The organism is Pseudomonas sp. DWP3-1-3b3 (assembly GCF_049896305.1).
Lineage (GTDB): Bacteria > Pseudomonadota > Gammaproteobacteria > Pseudomonadales > Pseudomonadaceae > Aquipseudomonas > Aquipseudomonas azotoformans_A.
This window is the reverse complement of the sequence record NZ_JAFCUA010000004.1, coordinates 154,857-176,717: the sequence shown is the minus strand read 5'-3', so window position 1 is coordinate 176,717 and position 21,861 is coordinate 154,857. Positions and strand designations below refer to the sequence as shown.

The following is a 21,861-nucleotide window of genomic DNA, read 5'->3' as shown; positions in this document are numbered from 1 at the left end:
TCAAATTATTCCGAGCGGGCGGGGGTGGTCGCGGCCATGTTCCTGGCGTCGTATCCGCCACCCAGGGCCTGCATCAATTGAATCGACAGATCGATCTGCGCGGCATTCAGCGTCGCCAGCTGGCGCTGGGCCTGCAGCAATTGTTGCTCGATGCTGAGCACATCCAGGTAGTTGCCGATGCCGGAGCTGTAGCGCTGCACACCAGTGTCGTAGGACTGCTGGGCAATGTCCGCGGCATGTTGCTGGGCCTGGATCTGCCGGCCGGTGTCGCGCAGTTGTGAAAGGGTGTTGCCGATATCGCCCAGGGCTTGCACCAGGGTCTTGTTGTACTGCGCCACGGCCAGGTCGTAGTCGGCGTCGCGGGCATCGAGGTCGGCGCGCAGGCGGCCGCCGTCAAAGATCGGCAGCGAGATCGTCGGCGCAATGTTGAAGAAGCGGCTGGCCGAGCCAAACATCGCATCCCCCAGCAACGACTCGGCCCCGGCGCTCGCGCTCAGGTTGAGGTTGGGGTAGAAGCGGGTCTTGCTCGCATCGATATTCTTGCCGGCTGCCTCCACGCGCCAGCGCGCGGCGATCAGGTCTGGGCGACGGCCCAGCAGCTCAGCGGGCAGCACCGAGGGCACGGCGACAGCACTGGGTTTCAGCACATTGGGCCGAGCCAGTTCACTGCCACGGTCCGGGCCTTTGCCGAGCAACACTGCCAAGGCGATCTTGGCGCTTTGCAGCTGTTTTTCCGCGTCGATCAGTTGCGACTGTGAGCTGGCTTCCAGGCTTTCGGTCTGCTGGTACTGATAGTGGCTGTCGATACCCGAGTTCAGGCGGCGCTGGCCCAGGTCGAGCATCTGCCGGGTGCGCTTGAGGTCGTCGTTGGCCAAGTCCCGCACGATATGGGCCTGGCCCAGGTCGCTGTAGGCCTTGGCCACGTTGGCGGCCAGGGTCAGGCGCGCGGCCTGTTGATCGACCTGGGCGGCACGCGCCTCGCCCAACGCCGCTTCCCAGGCGGCCCGCTGGCCGCCCCAGAGGTCGAAGTTGTAGTTGAAGCTGGCGCCGATGTTGCGCACGGTGGAGTAGGCATCGCCTTCGCCCCGTGGGTCCTGGTCTTTGGCCAGGCGCGAGCGTGTCACACCGGCGCTGGCATCCAGGGTCGGCATGCGCTCGGCGTTGGCGGCATAGGCAGCGGCTTCAGCCTGATGGGCACGGGCGCTGGCGACTTGCATGTCGGGGCTGTTCTGCAGGGCTTCCTGGATCAGGCCGTCGAGCTGTGGGTCGCCCAGGCTTTTCCACCAATCGGCGCTGGGCCAGGCCGCGCTCGACAAGGTCACGCCGCTCAACGTCTTGCCGGTTTGCAGGCTGGCCGCGTCGAGGCGTTGGCCTTGGGTGTCGAGGCCGCTGTAGTTGGCGCAACCGGCCATGCTCATGGCCACCAGCACCAGGCTAAGTGCGCGTCTGTTCATTCATTACCTACCCGCTGGATGACGATGGCGTCACCGGCAGCTACCAGAATTTTCTTGAGGATGCGTTCCAGGGTTTGCAACTCGCCGGGCTCCAGGGCGCCGGCCAGTTCGTTCATCGACTGCGCACCGATGTGCGGCAGCATGTCCGCCAGGCGCTGGCCGTCTTCGGTGAGCACCAGCCGCACCTGGCGCCGGTCCTGCTCGGAACGCTGGCGTGCCAACAGGCCCTTCTGTTCCAGGCGGTCGAGCATGCGGGTCATGGAACCGCTGTCCAGGGACAGGTTGCGGCACAGCTCCGCCGGGGTATCGACGTCGAACTGGGCAATGATGATCAACACCTTGAACTGCGCGGCGGTTACACCGTGCGGCTCCATATGGGTGTCGATAATGCGGTCCTTGAGCAGCGCCGCCCGACCCAGAAGCAGGCCAAGGTGGCAGTTGCGAAAACTGTCAGGGGTGAAGTGGGGCATCGGAAGTCACCTTATTACTGCCTAGGCAGTGAATGTATGACAAGATGTTACTGCTTAGGCAGCGAATGTCAAATGGAATTATTAGCTTGCTTGGTAATTGCGCGATGAGCGGTTTTGAATGCAAGCAAATGTGGGAGCGGGCATGCCCGCTCCCACATTTTTTACCGAGTAAGGTTTAGAAATCGCGTTTGTAGAAGATATCCAGGGAACTGGCCACACCACTGGCCACTTCCAGATACACCTTCTTGCTCAACAAGTAGCGCAAGGCGATCGTACTGGCCGGTTCGAACACCCCCACCCCATACCGCAGGCTGAGTTTCTCGGTGATCTTGCCGCTGGCCACCACGGCGGTGTTGTTGCCGCTGCCCTGGGTGTCGAGCTCAAAGTCCTGGATGCCCAGGTTCTTCGCCAGGTCCGACGTCACCCCGGCGCTGCCCATCAACCCCAGGCCCAACGCCGCCTGGGCCAGCATGTTGTTGTCTTCACCGGTGGTGCTCAGCGGCCGCCCGAGCACCAGGTAGGACAGTGCCTGTTCCTGGCTCATCGCCGGTTCGGAGAAGATCTGCGTAGTGGGCTGTTCGGCGCTGCCGCTCAGGCGGATACCGGCGATCACATCGTCGGTCTTGCGGATCGCTTCAATGTCCAGGTACGGCTGGTCCAACGGCCCGGCAAACAGCAACCGCGCACGACGAACGTCCAGCTTCTGGCCGTAGGCGCGGTAACGCCCATCGTTGAGCCACAGCTCGCCACGGGTGTCCATGTTGTCGCCGATATGCACCTGGCCCTGCACCTTGGCGGTGAGGCCGAATCCCGAGAAGTTGAGCTTGTCTTCACCCACCACCACGTCGATGTCCATCGCCATCGCCATCGGCGGCTTGCCCTCTTCGGTCTGGCTGCCGATGATCACCGTGTCATCCGAGACCTTGACGGTGGACGGCGGCAGTTCGCGTACGGTGATATCGCCGCGTGGGATGTGCACTTTGCCAGCGATGGCCAGCTTGTCGTTCTTCAGGCTGATTTTCAGGTCGGGCGCCACTTCCAGCACCGCGTAGGGTTCCACCGTGACCGGCAGTTGCGAGCCTTGCAGGCTGAGGTCCACCACCAGCGCCTGGCCCCAGTCGATCTGGCCCTTGAGGCTGCCCTGCCCGGCCTTGCCACTACGCCAGCCACCGTTGAGCTGCACGCTTTCACCGGCAATCAGCGCCTGCACATTCAAACCTTCCAGGCTGATGGGCAGTTCCGGACCGGAAATCTCGCCGCCCACCAGGTTCACGTTACCGTTGACCTGAGGTGCCAACAGCCCCCCGGAGATACGCCCGTTGCCATTGAGCTTGCCGCTGAGGGTTTCCACCATCGGCACAAACGGCCGCGCCACCGCGAGATCAAGGCCGACCAGGCTGAAATTGCCGGTAATCGGCTTGTTCTTCGGCAACGGGTTGATCTGCGCCTGCACCATCAATTCGCCTAGCTTGCCGCCACGGAAACTCAGCTGCGTGTCGATACGCTTGGGGTTGAGGGTGGTTTCCAGCTTTAGCGTGTCGTAGGGGAAGTCCAGCCACTGATCCTTGTCCTTGACGCGCAAGGTGCCGCCACTGGCATCCACCGCGACCACGCCTTTGGGGCCGCTGTCGGGCAGGTCCAGTTGCAGGTCGGCGTTGAGCTTGCCCTGCCAGGCGAAATCCTTGGGCAGGAACGCCGCCAGGCTGTCGATGGGGAATTGCTTGAGGTGGTAACGCAGCTTCGGTTCGGGCATCAGGCGCTGGTCTTCGCCGCACAGGCTCGCCGGGCCGGACACCCAGCAGTGCGCGGCAAATGTCAGCTTGCCATCGGCCATGCGTTCGATTTTCGCCGGGGCTTGCAGCTTCCAGTCCTGGCCGCCGGCTTGGACATCGCCGCTGGCCAGGCGCCCGCGCCAGTTGCCTTTGTCGAGGTTGCCATCCAACGCGAGGGCGAGCTTGACCAGCGGCCCGGCCAGGTCCAGTTGGACTTTCTGCTGCTTGATATCGCCCTGGGCGCTGGCGGTCAGGGTGCCGATCTGGGTGTCACCGGATTGGATGCCGCTGCCTTTCAGGTCGATCTTGGCGCGCTGGGCACTGTCCAGGCTGGCGTCGAGGGTGAGGTTTTGCAGGCGGTTATCGGCAAATGCCAGTTGCTGGCCCTTGAGAGCGAGCTTGCCCTGGGGGGCGTTTAGGCTGCCGGCCACGTCGAGTCGACCGTTGACCTGCCCGCGCAATTGCGGCCAGAGCTGGGCCAGGCGCGCCAACTTGATATCAATCTGCCCAGCCAACCGCTGTTGCAGGCTGCCGCTGCCGTTGATGCGGTTGTCACCCAGGCGGATATCCAGGTTGGCCAGCGTCCACTGCTCGCCCGCACCTTCCGCCTTGGCCGCCAACACAGCGGTTTGCCCACGCAGGCGGCCCTTGAGGTCGAGGTCGGCGTTCAGTTTGAGTTGCTCGTTCTTGAACTCGCCCTTGCTACGTAGTGGCCCGGCCAGGGTGCCCGGCAGTTCTGCGACCCAGTACGCCGGGTTCAGCGCCGACAGGTCCAGCGCGGTGTCCCAGGCAATGCCGTCGGCAAATTGCAGGTTCAGGTGGCCTTCGGCCTTGCCCTGGCCAGCAGTGAGTTTCAGCTCAGGCAGGAAGATTTGCTTGAGATCGCCACTGAACGGCGTGACCACATTGAACTTGCCCGCCGGGCCGTCGAGGTCGGCCTTGAGGTTGCCCAGGTAGTTGCCGTCCTTGTAGGAAATCTCACCATTGAAAGTACGCAGCGCGACTTGTGGCTCGTCGATCACCGGGTAAAGGCGATGCCATGGGAAGTCCAGCCAGTCGATCTTGGCGTCGGCGCTGAAGCCCTGTTGCCAATCCAATTGGGCCGTCAGCTTGAGGCTTTGTTTGTCACCGGCATTCAGGTCCAGACCGGCGATCTGCGCCCCCTTGGCGTCGACCCGACCTTGCAGCAGCAAGTCCACCGGACCTTTTTCCGCAGGCAGCACGGCCTTGCCCAGCAGTTGGTAGCCGCGGCTCAGGTCACCTTTGGCGGTGAGGTCGAGTTGATTGAGTTGCAGGGTGTCAGGCAGATCAGCACTCGGCTTGAAGCCGTCTGCGGTGATGTGCACCTGGGCTGGAAGGTTGTCCGCCAGCGGTTGCAGTTCGCCCGTGAGCTTGGCTGGCAGGTAACCGCTGCTGTCGGCGTCGAGCTTGAGGGTCTTGAGCAGGTCGCCTTCAACCTTGAGCGCCACCTTCCACGCTGCGCCGCCCGGTGCATAGGGCAGGCTCAGGTTACCGGTGACGCTCAATGGCCAGTCGCCGGTGGGTTGCAGCAGGCCGGCGAGGTCCAGCACCAGGTCATCCCGTTGCAGGTGTACCGAGTCGATCTGCAGACCGGCCGCCGTCCAATGCGCCGCAAGTTGAAGCCCCTTGAGTTCTTCGCTGCCATTAAACAGAAGGCTACCAACGCGAACGTCGCCCAACTGGATGGCTACCGGCAGTTTCAAATCCGGCAGTTGGAGCGGACCGCTGCTTTCTTCGGTGCTCGGTGGAAATTGCAGGCTGACCTGTTCCACATCCAGTTGATTGATGCACAGCGTCATGCGCAACAGGCACGCCGGCGACCAATCAAAGGTGGGGGCCTTGAGTTCGACGCGGCTGCTGTCCTGCTGCCACAGCAAATGGTCGGCGCTCCATTGGCCACCCAGATGCCCCTGGAAATTTTCGACCGTCAACCCCGGTACACGGCCCAACGCCCAGCGGCTGCCCGCCTGGGTGCCGAGCACCGTCCACAGTGCCAACAACAGCACGGCAAGGATGGCCACCACGGCCAGCCCCGCTATTTTCACACCACGCATCACAGCTCAGGCCCCATGGAAAAGTGCAATCGAATGCCGCCCGGATCTTCGAGGGCATGGGCCAGGTCGAGGCGGATCGGGCCGACCGGCGAAACCCAGCGGAGACCCACACCGACGCCGGTTTTGAGGCTGGGCATTTCCAGGGTATTGAATGAGTTGCCCTGGTCGATAAAGGTTGCGATCCGCCATTTCTCGGCGATGGAGTATTGATACTCGGCGCTCAGGGCCACCATGTAACGGCCACCGATGCGATCACCGCGGTCGTTCTCGGGCGACAGCGTCTGGTACTCGTAGCCCCGCACACTCTGGTCACCACCGGCAAAGAAGCGCAGCGACGGCGGCACCGATTTGTAACCGTTGGTGGCACTGCCGCCCACCTGCGCACGGGCGAGAAAGCGGTGGTTGTCCCACAAGGTGGTCAGGCCTTTGACCATGGCCGTGCCATAAAGCAGGTTGGTGTCGGAACCCAGGCCTTCTTTGGCGACCTTGGTGTCGAATTGCAGGCGGTAGCCGTTGTGCGGGTCGATGCGGTTGTCGCTGCGCAGGTAGGAATAGCTGACGCCCGGCATCACCAAGTTACTCAGGCCGGAGTCATTGCCCAGACGGTATTCTTCGCGCTGGTACTTGAGCGAAATCACCCGGGTCCAGCCGCTGGGCAACTTGCTGTGCCATTCAGGGCCGAGGGTCAGCAACTTACTGACCGTATCAGTGTTGGCGATTTCTTCGTTCTGGTAGCCACCCGCAAAACGCAGCTTATCGGTGAGCGGTGGGTCGAGCGGGATGTCGTACCACAGGCCGACGTTCTGCCGGGGCGCCGACAGCTCGGCTTCCCAGCCATAACTGTGGCCCTGGGGGTTGACCCAGTGGCGGGTCCAGTTGGCTTTGCCGCGCGGGCCGACGTCGGTGGAAAAACCCAGGCCAAGCCCCATGGTACGCGGCTTGCGGGTCTCCAGGCGCACGGCCACCGGGATGATGTCATTGGTTGAGGCGGCGGGAGCAGCGTCCACGCGCACGCCTTCGAAGAAACCACTGCCTTGCAGGTTCTGGTTGAGCTCGGCGATCAGTTCGGAGTCGTAGGGCGTGCCACTTTTGAACGGCACCATGCGTTGCAGCAGGTCTTCGTCAAATGGCGTATCGCCAGCAAAGCTGACTTTGCCAAGGGTGTAGCGCGGGCCGCTGTCGTAGATGAGTTCGATATCGGCGACGCCAGCTTGCGGGTCTACCGCGAGTTTCTGGCTGGTGAAGCGCCCGCTGAAAAAGCCGTAGCGCGAGGCCTGGTTCTGGATCAGACGCTTGGCGTCTTCGTAATGGCCGTGATTGAGCACGGCGCCGGATTTGAGGTCGTTGCTGACGGGCACGCGAAAGGCCTTGAGGTCGGCGGCCTGGCCGTCGACCCGAATGGTCACGTTACGCAAATGCACCGGTTCGCCGGGGTCGATGGTGAGGATCAGGCGCGGGTTCTTGCCGCCCTTCACGTCACTTTCGATCTGTGGCTGATAGAAGCCTAGGGCCTGGGCGGCTTTGCGCGCCTGCTCCTCGGCGCCACGGCTGAACCGCAGCAAGGCTTCTTCATCACGATCGCCCACCCCGCCGATATAGCCTTCGATGTTGGCTTTCAACGCGTCGTTTGAGGGTTTGATCCGCACGTCCAGTTCGCTTTGCGCCAAGGCGCCGCAGCTTGTGAACAGCAGAATCAAGCCGCTGGTAAATTTTCCTGGAAACTTCATAGGCGCGGATGCTACACGACCTGGGGAGCCTCTTTGAACTCGGAAATGTCTGAATAATTCTGTACTAAGCCGTTGCAGCATGTAACGACTGGGGATTGGGGTGAAAAAACACATGCTCCAGGACAGGTCCTACAGCGACTTCACCGATTTCCTCATAGCCCTGACGCTTATAGAACTCCAGATAACGTGAGTTGCCCGTGTCCAGCACCACGCCAGACGAATGCGGGTCTTCGGCGCACCAGTTGTGCACGGCCTCCAGCAACTGCTCGCCGTAGTGTTTGCCCTGGAATTGCGGGTGAATGCCCAGCAACGGCAGCACATGCACCGACTCACTGGGCAGGCACGCCAGCACGGCGTGATGGTAGTCGAGGTAGCGTCGCGTACCGCGCACGCCCGTGCTCAACCACATGCGCAGTTGCCAGGCCCAGCTTTCGGTAATCCCCAGGCGCCGCTGCGGTGGCGCGATCAAAGCGATGCCGATCAGCCGGTCGTTGACGAACAGACCAATGGCCGGCAGTTTCTGAAAGAAGTGCTGCTTGACCAGCTCACGCACGGTGGCGCGTACCCGCTGTTCATAGCCAGGACGCTCGGCTTCGAAGATGTAGGCGAACGTCGGCTCATGCCGATAAGCCTGATACAGCAAGGAACGGGCTTCGCGGGAATAGCCGCTGTTGAGCAGGCGAATTTCAGCAGTTGCAGTTGAAGTGTCCGGCATACCGTCAATCTCCCTGGGCGCGGCTCAAAAGGCCACGTTCTTATGGGTACGAACCTACACAGCACCAGTCGTTCCCAGACATTAGCAGTGCAACTGCCCTACCGCCACGCTGGCCCCCGTCCGACTTGTCCGCTAGCATCGCCCTTTTGCCAGGACTGGACTGCCGACCATGAAAATCGTCTCCTTCAATATCAACGGGCTGCGCGCCCGCCCTCATCAGCTGGCGGCGCTGATTGAAAAGCACCAGCCCGACGTGATCGGCCTGCAGGAAACCAAGGTCCACGATGACCAGTTCCCACTCGCCGAAGTACAGGCCCTTGGCTATCACGTGTACTACCACGGCCAAAAAGGTCACTACGGTGTGGCCCTGCTCTCGCGCCAGCCGGCGTTGAGCCTGCACAAAGGCTTCGCCAGCGACGAAGAAGACGCCCAGCGCCGGTTTATCTGGGGCACCTTCGCCGATGAGAACGGCCAACCGGTCACCATCATGAACGGTTACTTCCCCCAGGGCGAAAGCCGCGACCACCCCACCAAGTTCCCGGCCAAGCAGCGTTTCTACGAAGACCTGCAACAGTTGCTGGAGAGCCAGTTCAGCAATGACCAGGCGCTGGTGGTGATGGGCGACATCAACATCTCCCCGGAAGACATCGACATCGGCATTGGTGCCGACAACGCCAAGCGCTGGCTCAAGACCGGCAAATGCAGCTTCCTGCCGGAAGAGCGCGAGTGGATGGCCCGCCTGAAAAATTGGGGCCTGGTGGACAGCTTCCGTCACCTCAACCCAGAGGTTGCAGACCGCTTCAGCTGGTTCGACTACCGCAGCCGTGGCTTTGAGGACGAACCCAAGCGCGGCCTGCGCATCGACGTGATCCTGGCCTCCAATGGCCTGCTGTCGCGGGTCAAGGATGCCGGGGTGGACTACGAATTGCGCGGCCTGGAAAAGCCGTCGGACCATGCGCCGATCTGGCTGGAACTGAGCTGATCCCCTGACGGGGCCGAATCCTCGGCCCCGTCATATTTATGCAACCTGCCTGACTTATTCTCGCGGCACTCCCTTTGGCTTGAGAAGGTGCCGGCATGAGGCTGCGCGTTCTGTTCCTGCTGGTGCTGTTTCCCCTCGTCGCTGTGGCCGCTCCCCTCCCCGTTCCTGATCAAGGTCCTGCCCTGCGCATCCAAGGCTCCAATACCATTGGCGCAGCGCTTGGCCCGGCATTGGTCAAGGGCTTGATGGAGCATCAGGGTTTGCAGGCGGTGCACAGCGAACCGGCCGAGGGTGCCAATGAACAGCGCGTGATCGGCAAGACGCGCCAAGGCAAGACGGTGATCATCGAAGTCGCCGCTCACGGATCAAGTACCGGCTTCACGGCGCTAAAAAAATCCACCGCGGACTTGGCGGCTTCATCGCGCCCGATCAAAGACAGCGAACTGGTTGACCTCGAGCCCTTGGGCGACCTGAAAAGCCCCGAAGCCGAACAGGTGATCGCCATCGATGGCCTGGCCATCATCCTCCACCCGCTAAACCCGCTGAACACCCTGAATACCGAGCAACTGGCGCAGATCTTCAATGGCGAGGTCGCAACCTGGGAGGCGCTCGGAGGCGTCGGCGGGCCGATTCACCTGTATGCGCGGGATGACCAATCCGGCACCTACGACACCTTCAAGGAACTGGTACTGCGCCTGCGTGGCAAACCGCTCGCGCCAGGCGCCAAGCGTTTCGAGTCCAGCGAGCAATTGTCCGACGCGGTCAGCCAGGACCCCCAAGGCATTGGCTTTATCGGCCTGCCCTACGTCCGCCAGGCCAAGGCGGTGGCCATTGTGGATGGCGACTCGCAACCCATGTTGCCGTTGAACAGCCTGATTGCGACCGAAGATTATCCGCTGTCACGTCGGCTGTTCTTTTACTGGCCGCCATCGAGTCGCAATCCCTGGGCCAAGGCGTTGGTGGACTTCAGCCAGAGCAGCAAAGGCCAGGCAATCGTGGCCGCCAATGGCTTTATCGCCCAGCAGGTGCAGGCGATGGCCGTGGAGCCACGTACGTCGATGCCTGATGACTATCAAGCGATTACGCGGGATGCCCAACGCCTGACGGTGAATTTTCGTTTCGAGGAAGGCAGCGCCAGCCTGGACAACAAGGCCCGCCAGGATTTGCAGCGGGTGGTGGCGTACCTCAAAAGCCACGCCAAGCTGGATAAGCAGGTGACGCTGGTGGGCTTTGGCGATGCCAAGAACGATCCGCAGCGGGCAGCGTTACTGTCAAAGCTGCGGGCAATGGCGGTACGCCGGGAACTGGTCAAGAACGGTGTGGTATTGCGCGATATCCGCGGGTTTGGCGCGCAGATGCCGGTGGCGGCGAATACGGCGGATGAAGGGCGGATCAAGAATCGGCGGGTGGAGGTTTGGGTCTACTGAACCTTGATGATTGTAGTGTTCAAACTGGCCTCATCGCGGGCAAGCCCGGCTCCCACAGGTGAACGCCGTCTAATGTGGGAGCCGGGCTTGCCCGCGATGCAGGCGACGCGGTCTTATTGCCCGCTGCGCATCAGTTCTTTAGGCACGTACTTGCCAATCTCGAACTTGCCAATCGCCGCCCGATGCACTTCATCCGGGCCATCGGCCAGGCGCAAGGTACGTTGCATGGCGTACATATAGGCCAGCGGGAAGTCGTTGGAAACACCTGCACCGCCATGAATCTGGATCGCACGATCAATCACCTTCAAGGCCACATTCGGCGCGACCACCTTGATCTGGGCGATTTCGCTTTTCGCGACTTTGTTACCCACGGTGTCCATCATGTACGCCGCCTTCAACGTCAGCAGGCGCGCCATGTCGATTTCCATGCGTGAGTCAGCGATCTTGTCGATATTGCCGCCCAGGCGCGCCAATGGCTTACCGAATGCAGTCCGGCTGACGGAACGCTTGCACATCAATTCCAGCGCGCGCTCGGCCATGCCGATGGAACGCATGCAATGGTGGATACGGCCTGGACCTAGGCGGCCCTGGGCGATTTCAAAGCCACGGCCCTCACCCAGCAACACGTTTTCGTAGGGTACGCGCACATTGTCGAACAGCACTTCGGCATGGCCGTGGGGCGCATCGTCATAGCCGAACACCGGCAGCGGGCGCACGATTTTCACACCGGGGGTATCCACCGGCACCAGGATCATCGAGTGCTGCTGGTGGCGCGGTGCGTCCGGGTTGCTCAGGCCCATGAAGATCAGGATCTTGCAGCGCGGGTCGCAGGCGCCGGAGGTCCACCATTTCTTGCCATTGATCACCCACTCGTCGCCCTGGCGCTCGGCGCGGGCGGCCATGTTGGTGGCATCCGAGGACGCCACATCCGGCTCGGTCATGGCGAACGCGGAGCGGATCTCGCCGCGCAGCAGTGGCTGCAACCAGCGTTGTTTCTGTTCTTCGTTGGCGTAGCGCACCAGCACTTCCATGTTGCCGGTATCGGGGGCGGAGCAGTTGAACGGCTCTGGGCCCAACAGCGAACGGCCCATGATTTCAGCCAGCGGCGCGTATTCAAGGTTGGTCAGGCCGGCGCCCAGCTCGGATTCCGGCAAGAACAGGTTCCACAGGCCTTCGGCTTTAGCCTTGGCCTTCAGCTCTTCCATGATTGCGGTGGGCTGCCAGCGGTCGCCTTCGCTGACCTGGCGTTCGAACACCGGCTCGGCCGGGTAAACGTAAGCGTCCATGAACGCAGTGACGCGTTCACGCAGTTCCTGAACCTTGGGCGAATAGGCGAAATCCATGAGCAGCTCCCTTCTCTGAGAGGTTGTTTAGGTCATGCAATCGATGCTAGAACAGCGTTGATAATTTACCTAGCCTATTCTCGGCGTGTATTAACATTCATCACCGATATATGATCGACGTATGGCCACCTAACAATAAGAGCGCTACGAAATGAATCTGAGCAAGGTCGACCTCAACCTGTTTATCGTCTTTGACGCGATCTACACCGAAGCCAACCTGACCCGCGCCGGGCAGATTGTCGGCATCACCCAGCCGGCGGTGTCCAACGCTCTGGCACGCTTGCGCGAGACATTCAACGACCCGCTGTTCGTGCGCACCGCCCAAGGCATGGTGCCCACGCCCATGGCGCAGAACATTATCGGGCCGGTGCGCAATGCGTTGTCGTTGCTGCGGGTGTCGGTGCAAGAGAGCCGCATCTTCAACCCGCAGCAGGCGGCCAAGACCTACCGCATCAGCATGACCGACCTCACCGAAGCGGTGATCCTGCCGCTGCTGTTCCAGCGCCTGCGCCGCCTGGCGCCCACGGTGGTGATCGAAAGTTTCCTCTCCAAGCGCCGCGAAACCACCAAGGAACTGGCCGCCGGGCGCCTGGACTTTGCCGTGGACGCGCCGCTCAACACCGACCCACAGGTACGTCACGTCAAGCTGATGGAAGACCGCTACGTGTGCGCGATGCGCAAGGGCCATCCGCTGGCGGGCAAGGACAAGCTGACTCTGGATGATTACCTGGGGCTGACCCACATCCATATCTCCAGCCGCCGTAACGGCCTGGGCCATGTGGACCTGGCGCTGGGCAAGATGGGCCTGCAGCGCAAGATCGCCCTGCGTTCCCAGCATTATTTGATGGCCTCGCAGGTTTTGCAGCAAACCGACATGGTCATGACCGTGCCCGAGCGCTTCGCCCGCCGCCACGAATTGCATTGGTTCAACCTGCCGGTCAACGACGTGCCGCCGGTGGAAACCCACCTGTACTGGCACGAAAGCACCGACCAGGACCCGGCGAACCGCTGGATGCGCGAGCAGATGATCGAGTTGTGCCAGCAAGTGACGGCCCATGAGAAGAAACTGGATGGCAAGCAGGCTTGACGTTAACGTCAACCTGCCATTAGCTTAACGCCAAGACTTTCTTGAGCGCCATCCATGAGCACCACCTACAGCATCTCCGACCTCGCCCGCGAGCTCGACATCACCACCCGCGCCATTCGCTTCTACGAAGAACAAGGCCTGCTGGCCCCGGAACGTCGGGGCCAGGAGCGCATCTACTCGGCGCGGGACAAGGTCAGCCTCAAGCTGATCCTGCGGGGCAAGCGTATCGGTTTCTCCCTGGCCGAATGCCGTGAACTCATCGAACTCTACGACCCCACCAGCGGCAACCACGTGCAACTCAATAGCATGCTGACAAAAATCGCCGAGCGCCGTGAGCAGTTGGAACAGCAACTGCTGGATATCGAACAGATGAAGCTGGAGCTGGACACCGCCGAAGAGCGCTGCACCCAGGCCCTGGCCCACACCCTGCGCCAGGCTGGCCATTGATCAGAAGGTAACTGCCATGTCCCTCCCCTCACACGTGCGCCTGGTGGAAGTCGGCCCGCGCGACGGTCTGCAGAACGAAGCCCAGCCCATCAGCGTGGCGGACAAAGTCCGCTTGGTGGACGCCCTCAGCGCGGCGGGCTTGAGCTATATCGAAGTCGGCAGTTTTGTATCACCCAAGTGGGTGCCGCAGATGGCCGGCTCCGCCGAGGTGTTTGCGCAGATCCAGCGCAAACCCGGTGTGACCTATGGCGCGCTGGCGCCAAACCTGCGTGGTTTTGAGGACGCGCTGGCGGCGGGCGTAAAGGAAGTGGCGGTGTTTGCGGCGGCTTCCGAGGCGTTTTCCCAGCGCAACATAAACTGCTCCATCAGCGAAAGCCTGGAGCGATTCGCACCGATCATGGCGGCGGCCAAGCAACATGGGGTCAGCGTGCGAGGTTATGTGTCGTGCGTGTTGGGTTGCCCGTACGAAGGTCAGATCGCGCCGGAACAAGTGGCAGCAGTCGCGCGGGAGTTGTACGCCATGGGCTGCTACGAGGTGTCCCTCGGTGACACCATCGGCACCGGCACGGCGGGCGCCACGCGAAGACTGTTCGAGGTGGTCGGCGCACAGGTGCCTCGGGAGAAATTGGCGGGGCACTTCCATGACACCTATGGCCAAGCCGTCGCGAACATCTACGCCAGTTTGCTGGAAGGGATCACGGTGTTCGACAGCTCTATCGCAGGCCTCGGCGGCTGCCCATACGCCAAGGGCGCCAGCGGTAACGTCGCCACAGAAGATGTGCTGTACCTGCTCAACGGCCTGGGTATCGAGACAGGTATCGACCTGGAGGCATTGATTGGCGCGGGCCAGCAAATCAGCAGCGTGCTCGGCCGGCCTACCGGATCGCGCGTGGCCAAGGCGCGTAACGCCGGTTGAGTCGCTTAGCCGTGACAATGTGTTACCGCACGCCTACACATCGAGTAACACGGGAACATATTTTGTCGTATTTTCTGTAGGTCTTATCCTACATAAAAATCAAACCATTGATTTTAAAGGACTTTTAAAAGTTGGCACGGCTTCTGCTATCTCTATGGCATAACAAGAATAAAAAGCGCCAAACCTAATAAAAATAAGACGAAACGACTCTGACATAACAAAAACAACACGGCAGAGACGCAGCTAACAGATTTTTTTGGAGAAGATGTGCTTCGCAGGGTACGGCGTGCCGAAACCCGCAACCGGTTAGAGAAAAATAAAACTACCTCAGGTAGCTACCCACTGGTTGGATCGTTAACGAAGAAGCAGATCAGCGCTCAAAAAAATACGTTTGCTCTTGACCCCGGATGGGGGTCGCCAAAAACAGCGGTAAAGGGTAACGGTTGCCAAAAACAACAATAGACCGCCCCTCAATAATAAAAAAAGAGCACGCAACGACAAATTAAAGGGGACCCTCGGGTCCCCTTTGTGCTGTCTGCACTCACCGTTTAGAGCGATGTTCCGCCTGTGGCCGCGAAGTTGTTCAGTACCCTGCGCGTCAACACTTTCAGGGATCTTTGCTCCAGCGCATACCGTTCGGCCACCCCCTGATCGAGCTCTCGCTGGAAAAACGCACTTTGCATCGAGCCATTCACCAGGACTTCATCCCTGCGCTTGCCCAACAGGCCCGCCAGGCGGTCGGCCGCCTCGTCGTGGGTGGTCTGCCACTCAGTGCTTGCGTCCTGCTGGCGTTCCAGCTCTGAGAGTTCGAACAATGCATCAACTTTCTCATTGATCGGCTCAAGCTCTGGTGCCATCAGCGCGTTGAGCGCCTGAAGGTAGCGTGCACGAAGGTGTTTCTCCCAGAATGGGCGCCCGACAAAAAAGGCTTCCTCATCAGCGGGGTTGCGTTCGTCCCTGAGCACCTGATCGTACGCCGCATTGAGCGTTGTCTCGGACACATCAGCCTGTTGGGGAAACAACATCTCTCGGGATTTGACCGGCAACGCCAGTCGGTCTGCAAGCCGTGTCCGATAAGCCAGTACGACTTCAACCTGCTCGGTGAACCCTGGCCCTCTCGCCGCAACATCCCGTAGTGCAATGGCGTCCACCAGCATTAAACGAAACAGTTGCCTGGCCGTGCCAATCAATGCCCCCTCGGCATTTTCCGTGCCTGCCAGTTCAAGTGCCCTTGCCCCCATCAACTCACTCTCAAGGTTCATGAACTCGACCGACGTGCCGTCCCCACAGGTCACCCGATCATCGGCTGCGGTAAACAACGCCTCACGGATGTCCTGGCTTTCGCTCGCGGCCTCCAGCATGTCCCACACCCGCTCGGCCAATACAGGGCGGGCCACTTGGCTGGCGTACTCGGCACTGCGGGTGATATCGGCCAAGACAGTAAAAAACGCCGCCGACTCAGGGCTGCCTTTCAGTTCATCCCAGACATCTCCACGCCGCGCCAACTCCTCGGAAGGCATTCCCTCCAGCCACAAGCCACGTGCCTCTTCCACAGTGATGTGCTCACCCCACTGCACCGGATTGAAAGGCTCACCCAGTCGGGCAACCGTAGCGGCCGACAAGGGATTGTCATGCACATTGATGCGCTCAAGATGCTGGTAGGCGTACTCGGGTAAGGTAGTGATCCGGTTTGAATGCAGATCGATGCGGGCCAGGTTGGGCAGTTGCTCAGCGCCGACGGGAAAGGTGGTGGTGTCGGTGCCCGCCAGATAAAGCTGGTTCAAATGGCGCAGGCGGCGCAGGTCAGCCTGCCAACCCAGGCGACGATTATCTGCCAGGTTGAGAATCTTCAAACTCTGCATGCCCTCCAGACGCAGACGGCTCGGTTCGGTCAGCTGGATATCATTTCTGCTCAAGTTGAGCTTCGTCAGCCCTGCCCCGCCATTGGCGAATTCCGGTAGTTGCGTAAGGTTGTTGTCGCTCATGTTCAGCCAGCGCAAACCACCGAATGCCTTCAGAAACGGCAGTGAACTGTCCGACAGTGCCATTCGACGTAAAACCAGGCTGCCCACGTGATCCATATTCGCGGTAATCGCCGGCAACTCGCCGATCACTTCATCCGACAGGTTCAGTGCATAGCCGATTGGCGTGCCGTCCCCCGCGAACTCCTCGCGCCCTATCCTGCGCCACGCGGCCCTGAGGGTGCCCGACACTCTGCGCCTGGCGCTTGAATAGCCCGACCCTCCTTCCGACTGCCAGTGGGTCAGCGTCGTATCCAGTTCAGCGAACTCCGCCTCAAGCTGGGTTAACTTCTCCAGCAACACAGCGTCTTGCGCATTGCCCAGTTCAAGCATTGCCTCGACCTCGTCCATGGACTTTGACGGATAGAGCGACATTGCTTTCATTCGACAAACAGAAGGACGCTCAGCCGCGCCGCCCACCGGGCTGAGCGGATAACCGAAACGCCCGTCTGCCAAACGCATGGGTGACTTGAAGCCGGGCTTGATCGCTTGCAAGCCAAGTGCACGCCGGCTCGCCGGCTCGCTCAACGGCTGTTGCGCAAGCTGCACCTTTAAACGTTGCGCAGCCCTATTGAACTCAGCCCACCGTGTGAACTTGCCACTGCTCGCCATCCAGAGCGCACTAAAGAAAGCATCCTTGTCGCTGCGCCAATACTCTGTTTTTTCCGGACCGCTGCAGAGTCTCCACTCCTTCAGGTCGGTGTGGATAAGACGCAGTTGCCTGGAGCCGCCCACATCGCCCACGCGGTCCAGCAATGGACCGTCGTAAGTCCCGTCGCGTAGCTCCAGGGCGATACCCTCCAAAAGCCCTGGCAGGGAAGCCATCTTGTGCAGGGCCAGGCGTACGCCGTCCAACGTGAGTGGGGTGTCGAACAAAAGATCGGCATGTGCCCGCATGACACGCGCCTTCTGCACGTAAACACGCGCTTCCTCGGCCAGGCGCAACGGCAAACGTGAGTGGGCCTGCAGGCTGGCCAACTCCTGACTGTTGGCATGGCTGACTATTTCTTCGGCGGCCAGTTTGGGCAGACTGGGAAAGTCACGCTGAATCAATTGAACATTGGCGTCACTGGATACATCACCGGCGGCTATCTCGCGATTGAACAGCTCGCCTTTGGTGCTGTAGGCCGCTTCCAGCAAGCAGTCCCGATACCGCATCACTCTTGCGAAGGGAGTGCGCAAATAGTGCATCAGCGAGTCAGTGTCTTCATCTTCAAGTTCTTCGCCAGAGGATGCAGAGGGGTCGGATGAAACGTCTCGTGTCCTTAAGAACAGGTTTGAGATGGCCTCTTGTGTCATCGTCTTCTCGCCCAACAAGTGGCGAATCTCAGGCTCCGTCAACTGCTCTCGGAAAGACGAAAAGAGGCGACCACTGGCGAGTTCTTCATGCCCGAGCGTGACCGTCGAGGTTGAATCACTCGGGACAGCTGAACACCATACCTGGCTGCCCTTTTCATCCAGCGCCACCAACACACGCGACTCGGGCCACCTGCCGCATTCAACCAACAACTGCACTTGTGTAAACCAGTCGACCTGGCTGAAAACCTCAGGATCAGGGTGCGTTAATTGGTCGATAAATGCCTGATACCTGTTTGCGCATTCGAACCGCCGGAGCATGTCCTTGAACAGCGGCGCAGGCGCTCGAAGCTCGATAAATACCCGACGCAACTCATCATCTGTCACACCACTGATCGCCCTGGCTTGCTCAAGCTGGCTATCGCTCAGGCGATCGACGGTATGCCCCATGCGACGCAACAGGGTCTTGCGATCCCACGTCAACGGGTCTTCGAATTCATGCACCCAGGCGCCCTCGCCGTTGTGTCGCAGGCGTGGTGCATATCGGGAATCGCCTTCAGGGTGCAGCAGCCTGAACTCATCATCAGTGCCGCTGGCCTGGACCTTGTAGTGACCACCGTCCGGTGCCGGCAGGTACAGGCCTGCTTCATGGGCATACAGGCCTTGCGCGTTGGGCCGCTGCCCTTCGGGCAACGCGATTCGGTGCACATAGCGGCTCGGGTTGAAATCATACAAACGCGGGTGCCCGCCGAGTTCTATATGCGCCAGGCGCTTGATGAACGCCGTGTCTTTCACGGCCACCAGCACCTTGGGCACCGCCAGCCCCGCCAGATTCAAGCCCACCGCTGAAAAGTGTGCCCAGACCGCTTGGGCGTCGTCGTGGGACCAGGCATCAATGCCTTCGCCAATTTCATACACCACCTGCACAGCGGCGACGACCAGCATCACCTCGCCCAGGAACGGCACCACAAAAGCGGCAAGGTTGAGAATATCCAGGGCTGCACTGCCAAACGACCAGAGCCAGGCGTTGAACACACGATCGTCGACATCCTGGGTTGCCACCACGCTCGTGCTGGCATTGCTCATGATCAATTTTATCCGCTGCTGCGCGCAGTCCATCCAGACATCGCGCCACGGTGGCGCGTAGGTGCCCTGGCGGTGGATGCGGCTTTTCTGTGCCGGGGCAAAATCCTGGTCGTGGGCGTACAGCGCGCCGGGGTCCAGCAACGCCTTCAGTTGCCTGAAGAATGCATCCTGATCGGCAAGCCGCACGAACTGGCTGAAGAACTTGCGGTATTCGACCCGACACAGCCGCGTCGTCAGGTGGTCGGTAAAGGCCGCGATATGGTCATAGGCCTTGAGCGGATGGAGCGGATCGCCGGGGATGTAGACCAAGCACGGCAGCGGCACAAGCTCCGCATTCCTGATGTTGGCCCGCCATACAACCGGACCGATGATCAGGACATTCTCGATCACAACGTTGAGTAATCGCAGCGGCGAACACTTGACGTCCTCCCCGTCCCACTTGCTCTATACCTGATCAATCAGCAGATCATTGATCACCTGATGGTGATCAGTTCCGATGTCGCCCTTCATCAAGGCGATCTCGGCGGCCAGTTTCAACTGGTTTCGATGGCTGGTGATCAGGGTGCTGTAAAGCTTGCCAATCCCAGCCGGTGTGGTGGTTATCCGAATCTGGTTGTTGACAAAGGTGCGTACGTACTCGTAATAGGAACTCCCCAGGTCCAGATCCCGACACAGTTTTGCAAACTCATGCGCCTTGATACTCAGCGCAAGTGACTGGACGTTGCCGGGGGCGTGCAGCTTGGTAGCGGGATACTGATAAAAATTGTAGTAGGTAATCAGGTGGCAATCCGCGCAAACCGGCTCGCTGGCTTCGTCCGAGGTAAAGTTGTTCAGCGCCGCCTCCAGCAGGCTGATACCTCGGTAGAAGTAGAACTGCGGTGCCAAGGTGCTGGCGTGGGTGGTCGGGAGTTCCCTGGGGCCAGGTTCACACTCTTTCTGTTCCATCTTGCGGGCATAGAATACGGTTCTGGTGTCCAGCCGCTGCCCGAACTGTTTTTCGATCGCTGCCGTCAGCAACGGCTCGGCGTACTCTGCCGGCCCCTTGAGATCACTGAACATCTGATCGAGTTGGTTCAATGAGGTCCTGCTGCGCAGGTGGACCGCCCTCATGCGGTCGCGCGCAGTGGTCGACGCCTTTTTGTACCAATCGGGAATGCGCAGGGCCAACGCCCCCAGTTCGGTTTTGCGCGAGTCCAGCGCATCGGTGTACCAGTCCGGTGTGTTGTCGTTGATCACCCGGGCATGGGGGCTCTGTTCAGCCTGACCAGGCCGCGTCGCAGCATCAATCGTGGGCGTTGTCATCGGTATAGCCTTCAAGTGGCGAAATAATCCGCCACTTTAGGCATCGCGTTTGAGCATGGAGCCGTAGACATGCACCGCGGGTCAGGCGTCGTCGCGCAGCTCCTCGATGGTGATCTCACGCATGCGAAATTTCTGGATCTTGCCGGTGACCGTCATCGGAAACTCCTCCACGAACTTGAAGTGCTTGGGCGTCTTGAAGTGCGCGATGCGGCCCTTGCACCAGGTTTGCAGTTCAAGCTCATTGGCCACATGGCCGGGATGGAACTTGATCCAGGCAACGATGGCTTCACCGTAGCGCTCATCCGGAATGCCGATCACCTGCACATCCGCCACTGCCGGATGGGTGAAGAAAAATTCCTCCAGCTCACGCGGGTACACGTTCTCGCCGCCACGGATGATCATGTCCTTGTTGCGCCCGGCAATGCACACGTAGCCATGGGTGTCCATGCTCGCCAGGTCGCCGGTGTGCATCCAGCCGGCGTCGTCGATGGCCTCGCGGGTGGCGTCAGGGTTGTTCCAATAGCCGAGCATCACGCTGTAGCCACGGGTGCAGAGTTCACCGATCTCGCCGCGTGCAACGGTGTTGCCGTCGGCGTCGATGATCTTGTTTTCCAACTGCGGCTGGGTGCGCCCGACGGTGGTGACACGGCGTTCCAGGTCGTCGTCCGCCCCGGTTTGCAAGGACACCGGGCTGGTTTCCGTCATGCCGTAGGCAATCTGCACCTCGCTCATGTGCATCTCGTTGATCACCCGGCGCATCACTTCGATGGGGCATGTGGCGCCGGCCATGATGCCGGTGCGCAGGGTGGACAGGTCGAACTCGCCGAGGCGCGGGTGATCGAGCATGGCGATGAACATGGTGGGCACGCCGTAAAGGCCGGTGGCGCGTTCTTCGGCTACCGCACTGAGGGTCAACAGCGGATCGAAACCGTCATTGGGATAGATCAGGGTGGTGCCATGGGTGATGCAACCCAGGTTGCCCATGACCATGCCGAAGCAGTGATACAACGGCACCGGGATCACCAGGCGGTCTTGCGCCGTGAGGCCCAGGCTTTCACCGACCATGTAGCCGTTATTGAGGATGTTGTGGTGACTGAGGGTGGCGCCCTTGGGGAAGCCGGTAGTGCCGGAGGTGTACTGGATGTTCACGGGTTGGTCGAAATGCAGGCTGCCCTGGCGGGTGTGCAGCTGTTCGGGCGGGATGCCTGCGCCGAGGGCCGACAGCTGCGACCAGGGCATGAATCCAGTGGGTGGGCTGGGGTCGAGGCTGATCATGCCACGCAAGTCGGGCTTCAGTTCCTGCAACATCGCGTGGTAATCGGAGGTCTTGAACGACCCGGCGCACACCAGCCACTGACAGCCGGATTGCTTGAGCACGTAGTCCAGTTCGCTGCTTCGGTAGGCCGGGTTGATGTTCACCAGGATCACGCCGAGCTTGGCGCTGGCAATCTGGCTGATGCACCACTCGGCGCAATTGGGTGCCCAGATGCCCAGGCGATCGCCGGCCTGCATGCCCAAGGCAAGAAACGCACGGGCGTGCAAATCCACCGTTTCGGCCAGTTGCCGCCAGGTGTAGCGGCGCTGTTGGTGGCGCACCACCAAGGCCTCGCCATCCGGGAATTGCGCCACGGTTCGGTCAAAGGCTTGGCCAATGGTCATGGCCAGCAAGGTCTTGTCCTGGGAGCCACGACTGTAGCTCTGGTTCGGTTGATCCATAACGACCCCTGTTGTCTTTTTTGTA

13 protein-coding genes and 1 pseudogene are annotated in these 21,861 nt (G+C 60.7%); 5 read left to right on the top strand and 9 right to left on the bottom strand.

The features are described from left to right. Positions 1 to 5 precede the first annotated feature (5 nt). From ACP7BX_RS13975 to ACP7BX_RS13955, 5 genes are all read right to left on the bottom strand, one after another. Positions 6 to 1,454, bottom strand: a complete 1,449-nt coding sequence (locus tag ACP7BX_RS13975) for an efflux transporter outer membrane subunit (RefSeq protein ID WP_269131188.1) — start codon at positions 1,452 to 1,454, stop codon at positions 6 to 8. Beyond that, the gene (locus ACP7BX_RS13970) at positions 1,451 to 1,924 is read right to left on the bottom strand and encodes a MarR family winged helix-turn-helix transcriptional regulator (RefSeq protein WP_033903222.1); all 474 of its coding nucleotides are present in this window, start codon (positions 1,922 to 1,924) and stop codon (positions 1,451 to 1,453) included. The genes ACP7BX_RS13975 and ACP7BX_RS13970 overlap by 4 nt, the downstream gene beginning before the upstream one ends. A gap of 175 nt (positions 1,925 to 2,099) precedes the next feature. Beyond that, positions 2,100 to 5,771 (bottom strand): translocation/assembly module TamB domain-containing protein, encoded by a 3,672-nt coding sequence (locus tag ACP7BX_RS13965; RefSeq protein ID WP_426160611.1) that lies wholly within the window; start codon positions 5,769 to 5,771, stop codon positions 2,100 to 2,102. Then, entirely contained in the window at positions 5,771 to 7,498 is a 1,728-nt protein-coding gene (locus tag ACP7BX_RS13960) for an autotransporter assembly complex protein TamA (protein ID WP_426160610.1), read from the bottom strand. Before ACP7BX_RS13960 ends, ACP7BX_RS13965 begins: the two co-directional genes overlap by 1 nt. 64 nt (positions 7,499 to 7,562) lie before the next feature. Next, on the bottom strand, positions 7,563 to 8,213 hold the full coding sequence (locus ACP7BX_RS13955; protein WP_016977423.1) for a GNAT family N-acetyltransferase: 651 nt from the start codon (positions 8,211 to 8,213) through the stop codon (positions 7,563 to 7,565). Between the two features lie 169 nt (positions 8,214 to 8,382). On the opposite strand from ACP7BX_RS13955, the gene xthA reads away from it, so the two are divergent. Together xthA and ACP7BX_RS13945 are read left to right on the top strand one after the other, a co-directional pair. After that, the gene (gene xthA, locus ACP7BX_RS13950; RefSeq protein WP_016977422.1) at positions 8,383 to 9,195 is read left to right on the top strand and encodes an exodeoxyribonuclease III; all 813 of its coding nucleotides are present in this window, start codon (positions 8,383 to 8,385) and stop codon (positions 9,193 to 9,195) included. Between the two features lie 95 nt (positions 9,196 to 9,290). Beyond that, complete coding sequence (locus tag ACP7BX_RS13945; protein WP_426160609.1) at positions 9,291 to 10,622, top strand: substrate-binding domain-containing protein; 1,332 nt, start codon at positions 9,291 to 9,293, stop codon at positions 10,620 to 10,622. Positions 10,623 to 10,735: 113 nt separating this feature from the next. Here the strand turns inward: ACP7BX_RS13945 and ACP7BX_RS13940 are convergent, their stop codons facing one another. Further along, on the bottom strand, positions 10,736 to 11,965 hold the full coding sequence (locus ACP7BX_RS13940; RefSeq protein ID WP_016977420.1) for an acyl-CoA dehydrogenase: 1,230 nt from the start codon (positions 11,963 to 11,965) through the stop codon (positions 10,736 to 10,738). Positions 11,966 to 12,116: 151 nt separating this feature from the next. On the opposite strand from ACP7BX_RS13940, the gene ACP7BX_RS13935 reads away from it, so the two are divergent. From ACP7BX_RS13935 to ACP7BX_RS13925, 3 genes are read left to right on the top strand one after another with little or no spacing between them, the layout of a single operon-like run. Then, a complete protein-coding gene (locus ACP7BX_RS13935; RefSeq protein ID WP_016974062.1) occupies positions 12,117 to 13,052 on the top strand; it encodes a LysR family transcriptional regulator in 936 nt (311 codons plus the stop codon). 54 nt (positions 13,053 to 13,106) lie between these two features. After that, on the top strand, positions 13,107 to 13,499 hold the full coding sequence (locus ACP7BX_RS13930; protein ID WP_426160608.1) for a MerR family transcriptional regulator: 393 nt from the start codon (positions 13,107 to 13,109) through the stop codon (positions 13,497 to 13,499). A gap of 16 nt (positions 13,500 to 13,515) precedes the next feature. Next, entirely contained in the window at positions 13,516 to 14,415 is a 900-nt protein-coding gene (locus ACP7BX_RS13925) for a hydroxymethylglutaryl-CoA lyase (protein ID WP_426160607.1), read from the top strand. A 548-nt stretch (positions 14,416 to 14,963) separates the two neighbouring features. On the opposite strand, the gene ACP7BX_RS13920 is transcribed toward ACP7BX_RS13925, so the two are convergent. The 3 genes and pseudogenes from ACP7BX_RS13920 to ACP7BX_RS13910 all read right to left on the bottom strand — a co-directional run bounded on the left by ACP7BX_RS13920 (position 14,964) and on the right by ACP7BX_RS13910 (position 21,836). Then, complete coding sequence (locus tag ACP7BX_RS13920; protein WP_426160618.1) at positions 14,964 to 15,935, bottom strand: NEL-type E3 ubiquitin ligase domain-containing protein; 972 nt, start codon at positions 15,933 to 15,935, stop codon at positions 14,964 to 14,966. 3,072 nt (positions 15,936 to 19,007) lie between these two features. After that, positions 19,008 to 19,877 (bottom strand): annotated as a pseudogene (locus ACP7BX_RS13915) (dermonecrotic toxin domain-containing protein); the annotation flags it as partial. A gap of 324 nt (positions 19,878 to 20,201) precedes the next feature. Next, a complete protein-coding gene (locus ACP7BX_RS13910; protein WP_426160606.1) occupies positions 20,202 to 21,836 on the bottom strand; it encodes an AMP-binding protein in 1,635 nt (544 codons plus the stop codon). Positions 21,837 to 21,861 lie beyond the last annotated feature (25 nt).